Genomic DNA, 19,209 nt, shown 5'->3' with positions numbered 1-19,209 from the left:
GTGGATTTTATATATGCATTTCTTGTAGGAGGCGCTATTTGTGTAATTGGACAAGTATTATTAGATTTCGCAAAGCTAACACCAGCCCATTTAATGGCTACCTTTGTAGTCATAGGAGCAGTTTTAGATGGATTCGGACTGTACGATAAGCTAATAAAGTTTGCTGGTGCTGGGGCGACAGTTCCTATTACAAGCTTTGGACATTCACTATTGCACGGGGCAATGCATGCGGCAGAAAAACACGGATATATAGGGATTGGTATGGGTATGTTTAGTTTAACGTCTGCAGGTATTTCTGCAGCGATATTATTTTCATTTTTTGTAGCACTTATATGTAAACCGAAAGGATAAATCAAATGAGACGAAGGGTTGTTTTGGTCACAGATGGAGATGAATATGCAAAGCGAACAATTGAGCTTTTAACGAAGGAATTTGGGGGAAGGTGTATTTCAGCAACACAAAGTAATCCAACCAAATTGACAGGGAAGAAAGTTGTTGAGCTTATTATGCAAACGCCATATGACCCTGTATTTGTCATGTTTGATGACAGCGGATTTATTGGAGAAGGATCTGGTGAAAAAGCTTTAAAATATGTAGCCACGCATAAACAAATTGATGTACTGGGGATTTTGGCAGTAGCGTCTAATACACATCATTGGGAATGGGCACGTGTAGATGTAAGTGTAGATCGAAACGGGAATTTAACCGAATATGGCGTTGACAAATTTGGACTTCCAGATGGTGAAGTTGGCAGAATTAGCGGAGATACAATTTATTGTTTGGATGACTTGAATGTTCCTGTCATTGTTGGTGTCGGTGACATTGGTAAGATGTGTGGAAATGATGAATGGGAGAGAGGGTCACCTATTACTAGAAAAGCGATTCAATTAATTTTGGAAAGGAGTGGTTTTTATGACGAAGCCTAAAAAAGTAGAAATCCCTATTTCATCTTTCATCAGTGATAATGAAAATTACTTAAAGCAAACAGCTGGACTGGGTGTTACATACGATGTTGGCATTCGTAAATTTCAAATTTTAAATAAAGAAATTGGTGTGTTATTTGTAAACGGACTTTGTGATACAAATTATATTATCCCTATTCTAGAAGAAGCGGTGGATACAAATGAAATAAGGGATGTAGAAGAAGATACAGTGAAGCTTTTAGAGAATCGTTTAATTCATCAACAAGTAAGTAAAGTGAAAACGATGGATGAGGTAATGCTTCAAGTATTATCAGGACTCATTATTATATTTGTGGAAGGAGAAACGGAAGCGTTTGCGATAGATGTTCGTAGCTATCCAGGACGAACACCGACAGAACCAGATACTGAAAAAGTAGTACGTGGTGCGAGGGATGGATTTGTTGAAAATATCGTTGTAAATACGGCATTAATTCGTAGGAGAATCCGGGATCCACGTCTTCGAAATGAAATGCTTCGAGTGGGAGATCGATCACAAACGGATATTTGTATTACATATGTACAAGATGTCGCAAATCCAGATTTAGTTAAGATTATAAAACAGGAATTAAATAACATCGATGTAGATGGAATTACGATGGCGGATAAAACCGTGGAAGAATTTGTTGTAAAGCAAAGTTATAATCCTTTCCCACTTATTCGATATACAGAAAGACCAGATGTAGCGGCGAATCATCTATTAGAAGGGCATGTACTAGTGCTCGTTGATACATCACCGAGTGCCATGATTACGCCAACAACGTATTTCCACCATTTACAGCATGCAGAAGAGTTTAGACAAAATCCAGCTGTCGGTACATTTTTACGTTGGGTACGTTTTTTAGGTGTTTTATTCTCCTTATTTTTACTACCATTTTGGTTAGTGTTTGTATTTGATCCAACCCTATTACCGGCAAATCTTGCTTTTATTGGACCGACTAAGATGACACATTTACCAATTCTATTACAGGTATTAATGGCAGAGGTCGGGCTTGAGTTTTTAAGGATGGCTGCCATTCATACTCCAACATCATTATCATCTGCAGCAGGGTTAATTTCTGCCATATTAATTGGTCAAATTGCAATTGATGTAGGTTTGTTTGTACCAGAAGTAATTTTATACGTAGCAGTTTCTATGATTGGAGCATATGCAACACCGAGTTATGAACTAGGGCTTGGGAATAAAGTCGGAAAGCTATTCGTCATTATTTTGACAGGTATATTTCATGAAATGGGATTCGTAGTCGGAATGACGATATTGATTTTATTTTTAACGTCTATAAAAAGTCTGCAAACACCGTATTTATGGCCGTTTTTACCATTTGATTGGGGGGCATTAACAAAAATTCTACTCCGTCCAACGATGTCTAGTTTAAAAGTGCGCCCAAGTATTGTAAGACCTCAAAATGTAAGAAGGCAAAAATAAGCAGGATTAATCCTGCTTATTTTTTTATCGAAAATTTATTGTTTTTTAACAAAAATCAAACATTTTTTGTGTACACTTAGAGTAGATATTGTGTATGGAAGGGGAAGAGGACATGATTAAATTATTTGTAAGTGATTTAGATGACACGCTCGTTTACGATGTGAATCATATGCAAAAAGAAGATGAACGTGCACTTTGTTGGTTAGCTGAAAAAGGGACAAAGATTTGTTTTGCCTCTGGCCGCTTTACTCATCGAATTGATGAAGTCGTAAATAGATTTGCATTCCCGTATTACACAACTAGTTTAAATGGAGCGACGATGTTACTGCCGGATGGAAAAATATTTCATGAATCAAGCTTTGAAGATGGGATTGCCCAGGAAATATATCGATATATACATAAAAAGGGACTAGCAGATATTGTTTGTGCAAATGAGCAACGATATACAAAAAGAAAGAATGAACATCATCATACTTTTGAAACGTATATGGGCGTACATATTGCTGAAATAGAAGCATTAGAAGAGGAATTTGGTAAAACTGTACACCCTGCGAAATTGTTTGTTTTTGGGGAAGAAGAGACAATTGAAGCGTTAGATCAAGAATTACGATATACATTTCAGAGCGAAGCGGAAGTTTTCATGTCTGGTAAACGCTATGTTGACATTATGCCGAGGGGAGTAAGTAAAGGAAGTGCTTTAAGGAGACTAATGGAACATTTGCAAATTGAAGCAAATGAGGTTGCATGCATTGGAGATTCTTTCAATGATATTTCTATGTTTGAAGTAACCCCGCATTCATTTACTCTTCATCATGCTCATCCATATGTGAAGGAGAAGGCAAATCATATAGTTCGTTCGGTTGAAGAAGCTATTATGAAATTGCCGTTACTCGTATAAAAAAAGAAGCTCGTCAGCGACGAGCTTCTTTTTACTTGAATAAAGATTTAACAAAATCAATGATACTTGAGAAGAAATCTTTCACTTTATCTAGGAAACTTTGCCCTTCTTCAGATCCTAAAAAGGCAGAAACGTGTTCTTTTGCTTTATTTAACTGACTGCCAACTTGATTCCAATCGATATTAAGATTTTTCATTTTATCAAATAGCGCAACTAAGTTATCTAACTGTTCATCCGTTAATGTAATACCAAGTTGATCAGCAATTTTTTTAATTAATGAACGTAAATCTTCAGTCGTTTGTGGCTGCTCTTTTGCAATCTCTTCTTTAATTTTTGCAACAAGTTGAACTGCTTTTTCTTCACCAATTTTATCGCCGAGCTGGGCTGTTTGAACCATTTCTTCATTAGCTACTTTTTTTACTTCTTCAGGAATTGCTTTGTTCGATGTTGTTTCATAGGCCTTCATTAAACCTGTTAAAGCAGCAGTTCCTGAAACTTTAAATGGTGCGGTGATTTGAATCTCCGCATCTTTCACACCCGCTGTAATAAGTGCGTTTGTGTACATTGCATCTGTTATCGAATTAATGTTTTTTGAACGTACAATCAGACCAGATCCTGGTTTTGTGTATGTAATCATAGAAGAGGAAATTGCTCTCGTGCCAATTTGTGCTTTTGGAACAATGCCTTCTAGAAATTTATGTTCTTCCGCATTAGATACAGTAATGATCGTAGCATCTTTCGGTGCTTTCATTTCTTTTAACAGATCTTGTTTTTGCTGTTCGGATAAGTTCTCTCCTAGTGTAACAATTGATTCTCCCTCGATGATGTCTGCAAATGAAGCTGTTGGCATCATAAATACCGTTACAGCTAATAGCAGAGCTAGTAATTTCGTTTTCACGAAAAATCGCTCCCTTTCTCTTTCTAAAATTTTCGGGCAACACAGTTATTATAGTATATTTTTTTTATTTGTCACCTAGCTTTTTCCACATTTCAAAAAAGAAGTATGTAGATTGTCGGATTCTTTTTGTTTCTAGTCATGAATGTGGTAATATAGTGCTGAGATAGTTGAAAGGAGACATATACGTATGAAAACTTTAGGATACATATTAATGGAAAACGGTGAAAAAATCGACTTGGAATTTTTCCCAGAAGAAGCACCGAAAACAGTAGAAAACTTTAAAAAATTAGCAGAGCAAGGATTTTATGATGGTGTGTCATTCCACCGTGTTATTCCTGGCTTCGTAAGCCAAGGTGGAGACCCAACAGGAACAGGTGCAGGTGGCCCAGGTTACTCTATCGCATGTGAAACTGATGGAAATCCTCATAGACACCTTGTAGGATCACTTTCTATGGCTCATGCTGGCCGTAACACAGGCGGTAGCCAATTCTTTATCGTTCATGAGCCACAGCCACATTTAGATGGTGTACATACTGTATTCGGTAAAGCAACAAGCGGTATTGAAACAGTATTAAACATGCGTCAAGGTGATGTAATGAAAGAAGTTAAAGTTTGGGAAGAATAATTTAATGAGAAAAGAGAGCTATTGCTCTCTTTTTTATTTTTTAATAGGAATGGGTATTCCGTTTACAGTACATGATACAAGTAGTATTGTAATTGTGGTGAAAATATGTCACTTATGAGAACAAAATTTTAACAAATTACATAGAATACATTAGATTACATGTTTCAATAAATATTTTTATTACATTAATTTTGCTAGAATTCATTTGCTCTCAGGTGATGAATATTGAAGTGATAATGAGCAGTGGATGTTTCTTTTAACTTTCATATAACAACATTTCTTCTTTTATCTACTTAGAAAAAATAGTACTGAAACATATATTTGACTTTCTTCTTTTCGCTTTGTATGATTATCAAGTTGTTTTAAGCCCTTCTCACTCTGTTGAAAATATTGTAAAATGAATGTGATATGAAAAGAGTGGTTGAGGGGATTAATAGTTTGTAACTTTTGTAAGAAGGGATAAGGGTTATGTTAATTCGTTTTAAAAAAAGTTATGAAAAAATTGCAATGGGGCTTCTTTCGTTTATGCCAACTGAAAAAGATGTGAAAACATTACAATTGACTATGAAAGAGTATGAAGCAAAAGATGATTGGCAATTGTATTTGTGGAAACAAAATGAAGATTTTGTTGGAATAATGGGGATTGTAAAAAAAGAGAATCAAGTTTTGGAAATTCAGCATTTGAGTGTGAACCCGTCTCACCGTCATATGGGTATTGGGACGAAGATGGTTCAAGAGTTAAAGAGTAAATTTCTTGAGTTTACAATTTGCGGAAATGAGCAAACAGCAAGTTTTTGCAAAAAGTGTAAAGGGCTTGAACAAAATATACATTCGTGAAAGCAGAGATAAGTAGTTTATTATCTCTGCTTTCTTTTTTGTAATTGTTCGTTTCGTTCAGCAATGACTTCTGTTCGATCACGTAATGTATGTTTATGTATTATATATTCATTAGAAGTAGCATTTACGTCTTTCCAAGGGAGGTTTTGTTTCTGACATAATTCTATGCAGTGCTTTTCTAATGCTGCATCTGATAATGGTAAAAATAACGGTGTAAAACCTTCTTCTTTCTGTATAGATTGCAATCTATCCTCGAGTAAGAATAGAAGTTGTGTCTGATTTATTCCTAAACGTAGTAAAGGTGCACTGTTTTTTTCTAAAATCGTTATGGCGCTTTTCATCATCTTCTCTGCGCCATTCCAGTTAAAGCGTCTTTGATGGTATAAAGATACTGCAATTTGAATAAGACCAACTAAATAATTATCACGATTTCCTCTCGGTTTTGTTTTCCAATATTCTTCCAGTATTTCGTGGCATTCAAAATAATCATAATCTCCATGGAAATGAATTAAAAATTGTATGTATTCGGTAGGATACATTTTCTTCACCCCTGTTTAACGGTTATAAATACAAGTGTATCATAGAAATATGAACAATAAACGACTAGGGAATTTTCCCTAGCCGTTATTGTTCATATTAGCAGAAGCAAGCTGCCCCTACAATAATTAGTAAAATAAACAATACAACAAGTAATGCGAACCCACCGCTAAAACCGCAATCAACGTGACCCATAGTTTTTTGACCTCCTACATTGTTCTTACTACACTGTTATCATATGAAGTGGTGGGCATGATGGCATAGGCATCGGTCTATTTTTAATTAAATTTCTTAAAAAGGTTGGATAGAACATGAGTATGCTCTATACTTATGTTGTTATAGAAAAAATGTGGTGGGATGCTTTGTGCAGTATAATTTTAAAGTAGAGGCTTTTGAAGGGCCTTTAGATTTATTGTTACATTTAATACATCGTTATGAAATTGACATATATAATATTCCTGTAGCGGAAATTACAGAGCAATATTTATCTTATGTTCATACGATGAAAGAACTACAATTAGATATTGCAAGTGAGTATTTAGTAATGGCTGCAACGTTATTACAAATTAAAAGTAAAATGTTGTTGCCCAAACATGAGGAAGATGTACTTGATAACGGTGATGACTTTATAGATGATCCTCGTCAAGAATTGATGGAGAGGTTAATTGAATATAAGAAATATAAGCAAGTTGCTACTGAGCTAAAAGAAAGAGAACAAGAAAGAGCACAGCTATATACACGTCCGCCAATTGATTTTACATCATTGCAACAAGAAGAGGAGACAAGCTTGCCTCTTGATGTTACGTTATATGATATGCTAGCGGCATTTCAAAAATTAATGCGCCGTAAAAAAGCAAAGACACCTGTAACAACACGTATCACTCGTCAAGAAATACCGATTGAACAGCGCATGACTGATATTTTAAAGCAGTTAGAAATACAAGGTGGTCGTCAAAGTTTTTATGATTTGTTTGTTGATGATGAACGAGAAATAATGGTTGTAACATTCTTAGCGGTACTTGAGCTTATGAAAAATCAACAAATCATAATCGAACAAGAACATAATTTTGATGAAATTTTCGTATCAAGCTCTACTAAATCTGCATAGAGTTAGTATGGAAAATGAGATAGAAATATTATACCTCATGCTAGGTTTGAATGTATCGTTTGGAACAAGAGAAAAAATATTGAACCGAACGCATTAATTGTGATTCGGTTTTTTGATGTGTATTTTTATGGAGAAAATAGGAGGAAGGAGCTCGTAAAATGGATAGAACAGAACAGAAATCGATCATTGAAGGGCTTTTATTTGTTTCTGGTGATGAAGGAATTTACCCAGAACAAATAGCGAAAGTCCTTGAAATTGAAGGAAATGAAGTAATCGATATTTTAGAAGAAATGCAAAAAGAATGTGAAGGTGCACACCGCGGTTTGCAAATTGTACAGTATGCAAAAGTATATCGTTTTGCTACAAAGAAAGAACATGCGTCGTACTATCAAAAACTAATAGATATCCCAACAGCTGCTTCACTCTCTCAGGCTGCTCTAGAAACGTTAGCGATTGTTGCATATCGTCAACCAATCACGAGAACTGAAATGGAAGAGATTAGAGGAGTGAAAACCGATAAAGCGTTACAAACGTTAGTTTCACACTTACTTATAAAAGAAATGGGAAGAGCGGAAGGGCCAGGGCGTCCTATTTTATATGGAACAACGAAAGAATTTTTGGACACGTTTGGATTGAAAACATTAGATGATTTACCTCCGCTTTCTGAAGAGAACGAACAAATGAATGAAGCAGATTTATTCTTCGGTTCTTTACAAGAGATATCGAAATAAAAGCTTAGCATTTTGCTAAGCTTTTTTTGTATATCAATTATATACCGTGCCATACTAATTGAAAAAAGGAGACGAGTTATGAGAAGTATGCGAAGTATTTTATTATTAGTTTCTGTTTTGTTATGCTTTTCTTTAAATAGTGCATCGGCCAAAAGGTATATGATGTCTATTCATACCGCGTCTCCTTTACATATGCAGCGGCAACATTTTGGTAAAATGAAAGTGAGTTTCTTAAAAGTTGGACAAGGTGATGCAACACTTATTACATTGCCAAATGGACAAACGATGTTAATTGATGGAGGACCTTATGAAGCTGGTGAGGTTATCATCCAAAAACTAATTGAAAAAGGAATTAATCATTTAGATGCTATCGTCAGTACTCATCCTGATATGGATCACATTGGAGGGCTCATTCCGATTGTAGAGCAAATGCCGGTATCACTTATATTAGATAGTGGAAAAACATATAGTTCTCTTACTTATCATACGTATCGAACCAATATAAAGAAAAGGGGAATCCCTTTCATTTCAGTAAAAGAGGGCCAACACATACCGCTAGATCCGCATGTTTCCATACAAGTATTAAACAACGGGAAGTCCAAAGATGAAAATAATGAATCTTCAATTGTATTAAAGATTCGATATGGTAAGGCAGATTTTTTACTAATGGGTGATGCTGATGTGCGGACGGAAACTGAAATATTAAAGCAATTTGATGTACATGCAGATGTGTTAAAGGTGGGACATCATGGCTCATATACTTCAACAAGTGAAAGGTTTATAAAGAAGGTAGAACCACAGTTCGCGATTCTTTCATATGGGAGCAGAAATCCGTATGGACATCCGCATCAAAGTGTAGTGAGGCGATTAAAACGACATGGTATAATGATGTATGGAACAAATAGACGTACAGTAGAAATGGAAACAGATGGCGAACATATTACAATAGGGTCTAGCGGATTAATGCCATTACTGAAGTGATTCATACGATAGATGATATTGTTCCTTTTTGGAAAAAATGAATAACATATATTATAATTGCGAGAGACGTACTAAGCTTCCTTTTTGTTAAACAAAGAGGAAATTTCATTCGAATGTATAGACAACTACTCGTGCATATATTAAGATGGAATTAGGCGAATAAGGTAATAATAACAAGTAGGTATTTCATGGGAAAGGATCGATGAAAATGAAAACGCAAGTTGTCATCAATGCCAAAATTTATACAGGTCAAGAAGTAGTGGAAAACGGATTCATTCGTTACGCAGAAACAATTAAAGAAATTGGTTTGATGGCTCAATATGTATCACAAGAAAATGAAGCGGTTTTAGATGCGGCAGGGAAAATTGTGATTCCAGGTATGATTGATGTTCATATTCATGGTGGATACGATATTGATGCGATGGATGCAAATAGCGATGGGTTAGTAACTCTAGGTAAAGAAATGTTAAAAGAAGGAGTTACAACTTACTTCCCAACAACAATGACACAAGCTCCAGAAGCAATCGAAGCAGCACTACATGCTGCGAAGGAAGCAAAAGAAAAAGGAGCACATTTCGAATACATTCACTTAGAAGGACCGTATGTTTCAAAAAAACGTGCAGGTGCACAACCACTTGAACATATTGTACCTGCGAATATTGAACAATTTAAACAATGGCAGGAAGCAAGCGGGAATTTAATTAAATTAGTAACATATGCACCTGAAGAAGAAGGTGCGTTAGAGTTTGAGCAGTATCTTGCTGAAACTGGTGTTGTTGGCACAATGGGACATACCGATGCAATTGATGCGCAACTAAAAAATAGAAACATTACACATGCAACGCATTTATACAATCAAATGCGTGGATTACATCACCGTGAACCAGGAGTTGTGGGTCATGTGTTATTAAATCCAGATGTAATGGTTGAAGTAATTACAGATGGTATTCATATTCACCCCGATATGGTGAAATTAGCATATAAATTAAAAGGACCGAAAAAAGTAAGTGTTATTACTGACGCAATGCGTGCAAAAGGTCTTGAAGATGGATTATATGAGCTTGGCGGACAGCCAGTACATGTAAAAGATGGTAGTGCTCGATTAGAAGATGGAACATTAGCTGGTAGTATTCTAAAAATGGATCAAGCTTTCCGAAATGTAATTGAATTTACAGGTTGTTCAATCGAAGATGCAGTATTAATGACATCAGTGAACCAAGCAGAAGAGTTTGGATTAAATAATAAAGGTGCATTAGCGGTAGGAAAAGATGCAGACTTTGTTGTGATGAATGAAGATTTACATGTATATGATACGGTTCGTTTAGGAATTCATATGAAGGAAGGGAAGTAATTAAATGAATATTCTTGTTGTAAAAACTCCAGAAGAATTAGCAGAAGCAGGTTATAAATTAATTGAAGAAGTTGTAAAAACAAAAGAAAATCCAACATTAGGAATGGCTACAGGAAGCTCTCCATTAGGTATTTATGCAGAAATGCGAAAAAATAAACTTGATACAAGCCGTGTAACCACTGTAAACTTAGATGAGTACGTAAATTTACCACATGAAGATAAAAACAGCTATCACTATTTCATGCAAGAACAGTTGTTTGATCATCTTCCATTTAAACAAACTTATGTACCAAACGGGATGGCAAGTGATTTAGAGGAAGAGTGCAAACGTTACGAGGGCATTCTAGCTGCTAACCCAGTTGACCTACAGATTCTTGGAATCGGTGAAAACGGTCACATCGGATTTAATGAGCCAGGAACACCGTTTAATTCTCCAACAAACATTGTTGAATTAACAGAATCTACACGCCAAGCAAACCTTCGCTTCTTCGAAAAAGAAGAAGATGTGCCAACTCATGCAATTACAATGGGAATTGGAAGCATTATGAAAGCGAAACAAGTTCTACTTGTTGCTATGGGTTCTAAAAAGGCAGAAGCTGTTAAAGAATTATTGCAAGGTGAATATAGTGAAGAGTGTCCGGCTACAGTTTTACAACGTCATCCGAATGTAACCGTAATCGCTGATCAAGAAGCTCTATCTTTATGCAGTGAGGCGATTGCTGATGAACATCGACAAGTATTCACCATTTCCGATCTATTATCAGATTCAAGAGTGGGTGAAACAGCTAATTGAGGACGGCGAATGGAAGCCGGGAGATAAAATCCCATCTGAGAATGAACTTTGTGATAAGTTCGAAGTGAGTCGTATGACAATCAGACAGGCGATTAATAATTTAGTGGAACAAGGCTATTTATATCGGAAGCGTGGAATTGGAACATTTGTCCAACTTCCGAAAGTGGAACAAAAATTGCAAGGTATGACGGGATTCACAGAAGACATGATTTCTCGTGGGATGAACCCAAGTAGTCAATTACTTAGTTTCCGCCTAGTTCCAGCTACTGCTAAAATAGCAGACCGGTTGAGAATACAGGAGGGGGAATCGGTTTATGAAGTGAGGCGTATTCGCTTAGCTGATGATGAACCGATTGCTTTTGAGACGACATATTTGTCGCCAGCTCTTGTAAAAGATATTAACGAAGAGATATTGCAACAATCTTTATATGAACATTTAGAGAAAAAACTGGGCTTTAAACTTGTTAGCGCTACTCAGTCAATTGAAGCTTCCGTTGCGACGGAAAATGAAGCTGAACATCTGCATATTCCTAAAAAGGCGCCTGTACTTGTAATGCGTCAATGGTCATATTCAGAAGGTGAGATACCGCTAGAGTACGTGAAATGTATTTATCGTGGAGATCGTTATAAATTTATTACGAATATCGCACGTAACAAATAGTATATTTCAGTTTGTGAAGTACAGTGGAATTGAAAATGATTAACATGTAAAGAAATAAAAATACGACTCATCCTTATAAGGAATGAGTCGTATTTTTATTATAAGCAATTACGTGGTTAACAGCATCTTTGACGTGATTTACTACATAGTGAGCGTGTTTTTTTACTGCATCATCTGCTTGCGACATAGCAAAACTGTGAGGAGTTAAAGAAAACATAGGAATATCATTGTAAGAATCCCCTATACAAGCAATTTCCTCAGGTTTTATTTGAAACTCATCTAATAAAACAGAAATGGCAGAGCCTTTACTAATATTCGGTGGCATTACATCTAAACATTGTTCTGCTGAAATGAAAGTACTAACTTTTCCGTGGAATTTTTCATCAATTTTTTTCTGAAGGAGTTGCAAACTCTCCTTTGTTCCACCGACAGAAATTTTATTTGGAAAAATTGTATCATCTATTTTCTGTAATAAATTTGGTTCTTCAACAGAAGTCATCGTTACTTGTTGCTCAAGTTCATGAATAAACGGTGTCTTCTCTTCAATATAGTAATTATGTTCATCACTAACATAACGGAAATAAGGATCTTCATTCGTCATGTCTAACAACTCAGGAAGAATGCTGGAATCAAAAGTTGCAGATAAGAGTTGCTTATTTTCATCTGTATATACGAAAACACCATTAACACTAATACGATGGAAATTTGTATTTACAGCTTTCATTAAGTCTGCGATTTCATTATCAAGTCGTCCAGAGGCGAAACAAAGAATAACATTTTGCTCAGCAAGACTGCGCAGTGCCGCAACATCCTGCTCATCAATGAGACCTCCGTGTTGCATCATTGTACCATCGATATCACTTACAAACATTTTAATCATATTGTTATCTCCTTTCTATGTACAGTTGCTCTTACATTATACGCATCATATATAAACATGTCTAAAAAATGAATTTTTATGAAATGGTAGATGTTTTACATTGACGACAAATAAGAATGTTCTGTAACATAAAAGCAGGCTATTTAAGTACGAGGGTGGTGTAATATGAGTAATTATCTAGAAATTAAAAAAGTTTTAAATAATAATGTCATCATTGCTAGCCATCCTGAACACGAGGAAGTAGTAGTGATTGGTAAAGGGATTGGTTTTGGAAAGAAAGCGAAAGATGTATTGGAGCAAGAACAAATTGAAAAAATGTTTGTTTTAAAAAATGAACGTGATCGTGAACAATACAAACTGTTAGTACCGCATGTGAGTGAAAAATTAATTGAATTAATGAATGATATTATGTTCTATATTCAAGAAAAAGCAAAATCACCATTGAATGAACATATTCATATCGCTTTAACAGATCATATTTCTTTTGCAATTAAGCGATTAAAACAAGGACTTACAATTGATAATCCTTTTTTAGTTGAAACGAAAATGCTCTATCCAGAAGAATATGAAATTGCTGAAGGTGTTGTAGACCTTTTAAATTCTCGTTTGCAAATTACATTGCCAGAGGGAGAAGTTGGTTTTATTGCACTCCATATTTACAGTTCACTTACAAATTCAGATCTATCTTCAGTTAATCAAAACTCCCGTCTCATTGCACAGCTTGTATCTTTAATTGAGACGAACTTACAAATTACATTAGACCAAGAAAGTATCCACTATTTACGCCTTATCCGTCATTTACAATATGCTATTGAACGGGTGAAAAAAGGGGAGAAAGTAGAGGAATCACAAAGTTTTGCTGAGTTATTAAAGGCGGAATATCCTGTCTGCTATAATTTAGCTTGGAAGCTAGTTAAGGTCATGCAAAAAGAATTACAACTTCCTGTGTATGAGGCAGAGAGCATATATTTAACGATGCACCTGCAGCGCTTAGTGAAAGCAGAACATGTGTAAAAAGTCATATATTTTTGTCTAAAATGAAAACGTTAAAAAAAATCATTGAATCGCTTACAATAGTTATGTATAATAACTATTGCAAAGTTATACAAATTTCGACAAACACATTAAGGGAAATAAAGAAAACGTTTGCCTTAATTATAGTGAACTTATACGTAAACCTATTTTTGACACGTGTTACTGATTCGATCAGGCATGAGTGGAGAAAAGTAAGGAATGTAAGCTAGAGAAAGGGATATACTACCCTTTGTATAGCTATCGTTCTATCTTTTTTTCCTCATGTCTTTTTGGCGTTTGTCGGAAGGTATCAATATAGATAAGAGAGGAAGGGTTTCCATGTTTAAGAAGATCTTTGGTGTTCTTCAAAAAGTCGGAAAAGCGTTAATGCTTCCAGTTGCGATTTTACCGGCAGCAGGTATTTTACTTGGATTTGGTAATGCATTTCAAAATCCACAGTTAACAAATGTTATTCCTGCATTAAAAGCAGATTGGTTCGTAATGGTAGCAAAAATTATGGAACAATCTGGTGATATTATTTTCGCTAACCTTGCATTATTATTCGCAGTTGGGGTAGCAATTGGTTTAGCTGGTGGAGATGGAGTAGCTGGTTTAGCAGCATTCGTCGGTTACTTAATTATGAACAAAACGATGAGTGTGTTCTTAGAAGTAGATAAGCTAGTGAAAGTAACAAGTTCTGGAGCAGATCCAGTAAAAATTGGATTTACGGATCCAGCATATGCAAACGTATTAGGAATTCCAACGCTACAAACAGGAGTATTTGGTGGTATTATCGTCGGTATAGTAGCGGCATATTGCTATAATAAATACTTCAACATTGAATTACCATCATACTTAGGTTTCTTCGCAGGTAAGCGTTTCGTACCAATCGCAACTGCAACATTCTCTTTAGTAGTAGGTATTATCATGTGCTTCGTTTGGCCATACATTCAAGGTGGCTTAAATACGTTCTCACATCAAATGATTGATGCAAATAGAACATTAGCAGCATTCATATTCGGTTTAATTGAACGTTCATTAATTCCATTTGGATTACATCACATTTTCTATTCACCGTTCTGGTTCGAATTCGGTCAGTATACAAATGCAGCTGGCGAATTAATCCGTGGTGACCAAAAAATCTTTATGGCACAGTTAAAAGACGGTGTAGAATTAACAGCAGGTACATTTACAACTGGTAAGTATCCGTTCATGATGTTCGGTCTTCCAGCAGCAGCTTTAGCAATGTACCATGAAGCACGTCCAGAAAATAAAAAATTAGCAGCTGGTATTTTAGGTTCTGCTGCATTAACATCTTTCTTAACAGGTATTACAGAACCACTTGAATTTTCATTCTTATTCGTAGCACCAGTACTATTCGGAATTCATGCCGTATTCGCTGGTCTATCATTTATGACAATGCAAATTTTAGGTGTTAAAATTGGTATGACATTCTCTGGTGGTTTAATTGACTTTATGTTATTCGGTGTACTACCAGGCCGTACAGCATGGTGGTGGGTAATTATTGTTGGTCTTGTACTAGCAGTTATTTACTACTTCGGATTCCGCTTTGCAATCCGTAAATGGGATTTAAAAACACCTGGTCGTGAAGTAGCAAATGCTAATGACGGTGCAGGTAAAGCAGAAGCAGGAGAACTTCCTCGTGAAGTATTAGTGGCACTTGGTGGTAAAGAAAACATTGCTTCTTTAGATGCTTGTATTACTCGTTTACGTGTTCAAGTTAACGAACAAAAGAATGTAAACAAAGATCGCTTAAAAGAGCTTGGAGCAGCTGGTGTACTTGAAGTTGGAAATAACATTCAAGCTATTTTTGGACCGAAATCTGACACATTAAAATCACAAATTCATGATATTATGTCAGGTCGTACACCTCATGTTGAAAAAGAAGAGCCTGTAAAGGTAGAAGAAACTCCTAAACAAGTTGATGCAAACGAAACAATCGTTTCACCAATTGAAGGGAAAATCTTACCGATTACAGAAGTACCTGATCAAGTATTCTCAGGGAAAATGATGGGAGACGGATTTGCAATCGAGCCAACAGAAGGAACAGTAGTTTCTCCAGTTAATGGTGAAATCGTCAACGTATTCCCTACAAAGCATGCGATTGGTATTCAATCTGAAGGTGGAAAAGAAATTTTAATCCACTTCGGTATTGATACTGTAAAATTAAATGGTGAAGGTTTTGAAGCACTTGTAGCACAAGGCGACAAAGTGAAACAAGGACAACCATTATTAAAAGTAGATCTTGCATTTGTAAAAGAAAATGCACCATCTATCATTACACCGATTGTATTTACGAATTTACAACAAGGGCAACAAGTCGAATTGAAAAAAGATGGAAATGTTAAGAAGGGCGAAAACGCTATTATTGACATTCAGTAGGAATTTGACGCAAAATGTTTATAATTATAATAGGCGATGTGGTTGACCGAACATCGCCTATTATATACAATAGATGATGTAGTACTCACGTCTATACAACTAAAAAATACTGTAATTTAAAGGAGATAAATTATCATGGAAAAAATCTTTAAAGTAACTAGCGACTCAGGAATTCATGCTCGTCCAGCAACTCTACTTGTAAACACTGCAAGCAAATTTGGTTCTGACATTAACTTAGAGTATAACGGAAAAAACGTTAACTTAAAATCAATCATGGGCGTTATGTCTTTAGGTATTCAACAAGGCGCGGAAATTAAAATCACTGCAAATGGTGATGATGCAGCTCAAGCACTAGCAGCTATCGAAGAAACTATGAAAAACGAAGGATTAGGAGAATAATGACTCTTAACATTCAAGGGATCGCTGCATCAAGTGGGATTGCTATTGCAAAGGCTTTCAGACTTGAAAATCCTGAATTTAACATCGAAAAGAAATCAATTACAAACGAAGCTGCAGAAATTGCACGCTTAGAAGCTGCGCTTGAGAAAGCAAAAACTGAGTTAGAAGCTATTAAGGACCACGCTTTTGCTGAGCTAGGTGCTGACAAAGCTGCGATCTTTGAAGCACATTTATTAGTGTTAAATGATCCAGAACTAGTAAACCCAGTAAAAGATAAAGTAAATAGCGAAAAAGTAAATGCTGAATTTGCAATGGATGAAGTTGCATCAATGTTTATTTCTATGTTTGAAAACATGGATAACGAATATATGAAAGAACGTGCTGCGGACATTCGTGACGTAACAAAACGTGTTCTTGCACATTTACTAGGCATTAACTTCTCAAATCCAGGTACAATTTCTGAAGAAGTAATCATTATTGCTGAAGATTTAACACCATCTGATACAGCTCAGTTAAACCGTAAGTATGCAAAAGGTTTTACTACTGATATCGGCGGACGTACATCTCACTCTGCAATTATGGCTCGTTCTATGGAAATTCCAGCTGTTGTTGGTACAAAAGTTGTTATGGAGAAAATCCAAAACGGCGATATCGTAATCATCGATGGTTTAGATGGAGAAGTAATTGTTAATCCATCAGAAGAAACTCTTCGCTCGTTTGAAGAAAAGAAAGCGAAATTTGAAGAGCAAAAAACTGAATGGGCAAAATTAAAAGACCAAGCTACTGTAACAAGTGATGGACATCACGTTGAGCTTGTTGCAAATATCGGAACACCAAATGATGTACAAGGTATTATCGATAATGGCGGAGAAGGCGTTGGTTTATACCGTACAGAATTCTTATACATGGGCCGTGACAATCTTCCAACAGAAGAAGAGCAGTTCGAAGCGTATAAAGCAGTTCTTGAAGGTGTAAAAGAAGGTCAACCTGTTGTTGTTCGTACACTTGACATCGGTGGAGATAAAGAGCTTCCATACTTACATTTACCAAAAGAAATGAACCCATTCTTAGGATACCGTGCAATTCGCTTATGTCTTGATGAGCAAGATGTGTTCCGTACACAACTTCGTGCATTACTTCGTGCTAGCGTATACGGTAACTTAAAAATTATGTTCCCAATGATTGCAACTCTTGATGAGTTCCGCCAAGCGAAAGCGATCTTATTAGAAGAGAAAGCGAAACTTGTAGAAGCGGGTACAACTGTTTCTGATTCTATTGAAGTTGGTATGATGGTTGAAATCCCAGCTTCAGCAGTATTAGCAGATCAATTCGCAAAAGAAGTTGATTTCTTCTCTATCGGAACAAATGATTTAATCCAATACACAATGGCTGCAGACCGTATGAACGAACAAGTATCTTACTTATACCAACCATATAACCCATCTATTTTACGTCTTGTAAAAATGGTTATCGATGCTGCTCATAAAGAAGGCAAATGGGCTGGTATGTGTGGTGAGATGGCGGGAGATTCACTTGCTATCCCATTATTATTAGGATTAGGTTTAGATGAGTTCAGTATGAGTGCAACATCTATTCTTCCTGCAAGAACACAACTAAGCAAGTTGTCAAAAGCAGAAATGGAAACATTAGCAGAAAAAGCATTAATGATGTCAACTGCTGAAGAAGTTGTTGAACTAGTAAAAAGCATATAATCAATAAAAAAACCTGAGTCGATTTGAAATCGGTCTCAGGTTTTTTCTATGAGAAAAGTAAATCTTATTTTCTTACTATAGAGGATAAGGAACAGAATTAGATAGCGATAGCAACGATATCAGTTGGGCATACACGTAAAATACCAGTAAAAGTATTACGGTTTTGATTGTTCTTATCGTCTTTATTGTTATCTTTGTTATCTTTGTCATTACGAGCTAAAGCAGAGAAAAGAGCAACACCGTTAGCGAAACCTTCAAAAATTACATTGTTGAAAGTACCGTTACCTCTAATGCTTAAAAGAGAAAGCTCTGTTCCAACTGAAATGCTAGCAAGTACGTTACATACAGCTGGTTGTTGTGGTCTAACTACTTCTTTCTCTTTTTCTTTCTCATGATGTCTGCACTCTCTTTCATGATGATGACAGTCTCTAAAGTTATCACAGCATCCAAATGATCCAAACATAATCCTCATCACCCCCTTCACACTTATAATCTATGTAAGTTCGGTAGTGAGTGACTGGACAGAGAGTGGAATTTTTTCTAGGGGATTTTCTCATTTTAAAAGACTAGTTGAATGTTTATTACGGGATGATGTTTAAAATAGGATAGATATCACAAAAAAATGTAAAGACCACCGAAATGAATGAAATAGGTAGCCTTTACACTTTTTTGCTTTTATATAAAACGATGATATATACAGGAAGAGCTAAGAGTAGTGGTACAATGGATCGTGCAGTATGTTTTTCTGCTTCTAATTGGAATGCTTCTTCTTTTGGAAATTGTAAAACTGAAATGTTTGCAGCATCTCCAATAAAATATAGAATCAGTACAGTTACTATGTAACATAAAAGTGCAATAAAGCTTCCGTATGAACTCAATGAAAATCCCTCTCTTGTTATCTATTTGTTATCATTGTATCACAATTGTAACAAAAATACACGGTTATATTTTGGGGATTTAACAAAATTCGACACAAAACGCCATTTGTTTTTATGG

22 protein-coding genes are annotated in these 19,209 nt (G+C 35.8%); 16 read left to right on the top strand and 6 right to left on the bottom strand.

Going from position 1 to position 19,209, the window contains the following annotated elements; all coding sequences use genetic code 11:
- The 4 genes from spoVAE to DN390_RS10885 all read left to right on the top strand — a co-directional run bounded on the left by spoVAE (position 1) and on the right by DN390_RS10885 (position 3,283).
- Positions 1 to 351, top strand: coding sequence for a stage V sporulation protein AE (gene spoVAE, locus DN390_RS10900; protein WP_000345909.1), 351 nt, complete (start codon positions 1 to 3; stop codon positions 349 to 351).
- Between the two features lie 5 nt (positions 352 to 356).
- Positions 357 to 926: a stage V sporulation protein SpoVABEA gene (spoVAEA, locus tag DN390_RS10895; RefSeq protein ID WP_097950665.1), complete on the top strand. Its 570-nt coding sequence runs from the start codon at positions 357 to 359 to the stop codon at positions 924 to 926.
- Complete coding sequence (gene spoVAF, locus DN390_RS10890; RefSeq protein ID WP_147807326.1) at positions 913 to 2,385, top strand: spore germination protein SpoVAF; 1,473 nt, start codon at positions 913 to 915, stop codon at positions 2,383 to 2,385. Before spoVAEA ends, spoVAF begins: the two co-directional genes overlap by 14 nt.
- 94 nt (positions 2,386 to 2,479) lie before the next feature.
- A complete protein-coding gene (locus DN390_RS10885) occupies positions 2,480 to 3,283 on the top strand; it encodes a Cof-type HAD-IIB family hydrolase (RefSeq protein WP_147807325.1) in 804 nt (267 codons plus the stop codon).
- Between the two features lie 31 nt (positions 3,284 to 3,314).
- Here DN390_RS10885 and DN390_RS10880 read toward each other — a convergent pair whose 3' ends face one another.
- A complete protein-coding gene (locus tag DN390_RS10880; RefSeq protein ID WP_060632144.1) occupies positions 3,315 to 4,181 on the bottom strand; it encodes a DUF1002 domain-containing protein in 867 nt (288 codons plus the stop codon).
- A gap of 187 nt (positions 4,182 to 4,368) precedes the next feature.
- On the opposite strand from DN390_RS10880, the gene DN390_RS10875 reads away from it, so the two are divergent.
- On the top strand, positions 4,369 to 4,806 hold the full coding sequence (locus tag DN390_RS10875; protein ID WP_060632143.1) for a peptidylprolyl isomerase: 438 nt from the start codon (positions 4,369 to 4,371) through the stop codon (positions 4,804 to 4,806).
- A 468-nt stretch (positions 4,807 to 5,274) separates the two neighbouring features.
- Positions 5,275 to 5,643, top strand: coding sequence for a GNAT family N-acetyltransferase RibT (gene ribT, locus DN390_RS10865; protein ID WP_060632142.1), 369 nt, complete (start codon positions 5,275 to 5,277; stop codon positions 5,641 to 5,643).
- A 20-nt stretch (positions 5,644 to 5,663) separates the two neighbouring features.
- Here the strand turns inward: ribT and DN390_RS10860 are convergent, their stop codons facing one another.
- Both DN390_RS10860 and DN390_RS10855 read right to left on the bottom strand, forming a co-directional pair.
- A complete protein-coding gene (locus tag DN390_RS10860; RefSeq protein WP_060632141.1) occupies positions 5,664 to 6,182 on the bottom strand; it encodes a DUF309 domain-containing protein in 519 nt (172 codons plus the stop codon).
- Between the two features lie 97 nt (positions 6,183 to 6,279).
- A complete protein-coding gene (locus tag DN390_RS10855) occupies positions 6,280 to 6,375 on the bottom strand; it encodes a YjcZ family sporulation protein (protein WP_000510194.1) in 96 nt (31 codons plus the stop codon).
- Between the two features lie 169 nt (positions 6,376 to 6,544).
- Between DN390_RS10855 and scpA the strand changes: the two genes are divergently transcribed.
- From scpA to DN390_RS10820, 6 genes are all read left to right on the top strand, one after another.
- Positions 6,545 to 7,288 carry a segregation/condensation protein A gene (gene scpA, locus DN390_RS10850; protein WP_147807324.1) on the top strand — a complete coding sequence of 248 codons (744 nt, stop codon included), beginning with the start codon at positions 6,545 to 6,547 and terminating at the stop codon, positions 7,286 to 7,288.
- Between the two features lie 158 nt (positions 7,289 to 7,446).
- On the top strand, positions 7,447 to 8,019 hold the full coding sequence (gene scpB / locus DN390_RS10840) for a segregation/condensation protein ScpB (RefSeq protein ID WP_000376224.1): 573 nt from the start codon (positions 7,447 to 7,449) through the stop codon (positions 8,017 to 8,019).
- Positions 8,020 to 8,097: 78 nt separating this feature from the next.
- On the top strand, positions 8,098 to 9,000 hold the full coding sequence (locus DN390_RS10835; protein WP_060632139.1) for a ComEC/Rec2 family competence protein: 903 nt from the start codon (positions 8,098 to 8,100) through the stop codon (positions 8,998 to 9,000).
- A 208-nt stretch (positions 9,001 to 9,208) separates the two neighbouring features.
- On the top strand, positions 9,209 to 10,351 hold the full coding sequence (gene nagA / locus DN390_RS10830; protein ID WP_016086448.1) for an N-acetylglucosamine-6-phosphate deacetylase: 1,143 nt from the start codon (positions 9,209 to 9,211) through the stop codon (positions 10,349 to 10,351).
- A 4-nt stretch (positions 10,352 to 10,355) separates the two neighbouring features.
- Positions 10,356 to 11,144 (top strand): glucosamine-6-phosphate deaminase, encoded by a 789-nt coding sequence (nagB, locus tag DN390_RS10825; RefSeq protein ID WP_060632138.1) that lies wholly within the window; start codon positions 10,356 to 10,358, stop codon positions 11,142 to 11,144.
- The gene (locus DN390_RS10820) at positions 11,074 to 11,805 is read left to right on the top strand and encodes a GntR family transcriptional regulator (protein WP_014894892.1); all 732 of its coding nucleotides are present in this window, start codon (positions 11,074 to 11,076) and stop codon (positions 11,803 to 11,805) included. The genes nagB and DN390_RS10820 overlap by 71 nt, the downstream gene beginning before the upstream one ends.
- A 73-nt stretch (positions 11,806 to 11,878) precedes the next feature.
- Here the strand turns inward: DN390_RS10820 and DN390_RS10815 are convergent, their stop codons facing one another.
- Entirely contained in the window at positions 11,879 to 12,685 is an 807-nt protein-coding gene (locus tag DN390_RS10815; RefSeq protein ID WP_060632137.1) for a Cof-type HAD-IIB family hydrolase, read from the bottom strand.
- Between the two features lie 165 nt (positions 12,686 to 12,850).
- On the opposite strand from DN390_RS10815, the gene glcT reads away from it, so the two are divergent.
- From glcT to ptsP, 4 genes are all read left to right on the top strand, one after another.
- A complete protein-coding gene (glcT, locus tag DN390_RS10810; RefSeq protein WP_060632136.1) occupies positions 12,851 to 13,699 on the top strand; it encodes a glucose PTS transporter transcription antiterminator GlcT in 849 nt (282 codons plus the stop codon).
- A gap of 339 nt (positions 13,700 to 14,038) precedes the next feature.
- On the top strand, positions 14,039 to 16,102 hold the full coding sequence (ptsG, locus tag DN390_RS10805) for a PTS glucose transporter subunit IIABC (protein ID WP_147807323.1): 2,064 nt from the start codon (positions 14,039 to 14,041) through the stop codon (positions 16,100 to 16,102).
- Positions 16,103 to 16,237: 135 nt separating this feature from the next.
- Positions 16,238 to 16,501 (top strand): phosphocarrier protein HPr, encoded by a 264-nt coding sequence (gene ptsH / locus DN390_RS10800; protein ID WP_000411079.1) that lies wholly within the window; start codon positions 16,238 to 16,240, stop codon positions 16,499 to 16,501.
- Positions 16,501 to 18,213 (top strand): phosphoenolpyruvate--protein phosphotransferase, encoded by a 1,713-nt coding sequence (gene ptsP, locus DN390_RS10795; RefSeq protein WP_060632134.1) that lies wholly within the window; start codon positions 16,501 to 16,503, stop codon positions 18,211 to 18,213. The genes ptsH and ptsP overlap by 1 nt, the downstream gene beginning before the upstream one ends.
- Before the next feature lie 97 nt (positions 18,214 to 18,310).
- Here the strand turns inward: ptsP and DN390_RS10790 are convergent, their stop codons facing one another.
- Together DN390_RS10790 and DN390_RS10785 are read right to left on the bottom strand one after the other, a co-directional pair.
- Positions 18,311 to 18,676: a DUF3915 domain-containing protein gene (locus tag DN390_RS10790; RefSeq protein ID WP_000468010.1), complete on the bottom strand. Its 366-nt coding sequence runs from the start codon at positions 18,674 to 18,676 to the stop codon at positions 18,311 to 18,313.
- A 196-nt stretch (positions 18,677 to 18,872) separates the two neighbouring features.
- Entirely contained in the window at positions 18,873 to 19,091 is a 219-nt protein-coding gene (locus DN390_RS10785; protein WP_147807322.1) for a hypothetical protein, read from the bottom strand.
- Positions 19,092 to 19,209: the final 118 nt, after the last annotated feature.

Source organism: Bacillus sp. SH7-1, from assembly GCF_008042405.1.
In the GTDB taxonomy this organism is placed as follows: Bacteria; Bacillota; Bacilli; order Bacillales; family Bacillaceae_G; genus Bacillus_A; species Bacillus_A thuringiensis_N.
Note: the sequence above shows the minus strand (reverse complement) of the source record. Positions and strands in the feature narration are given on the sequence as shown.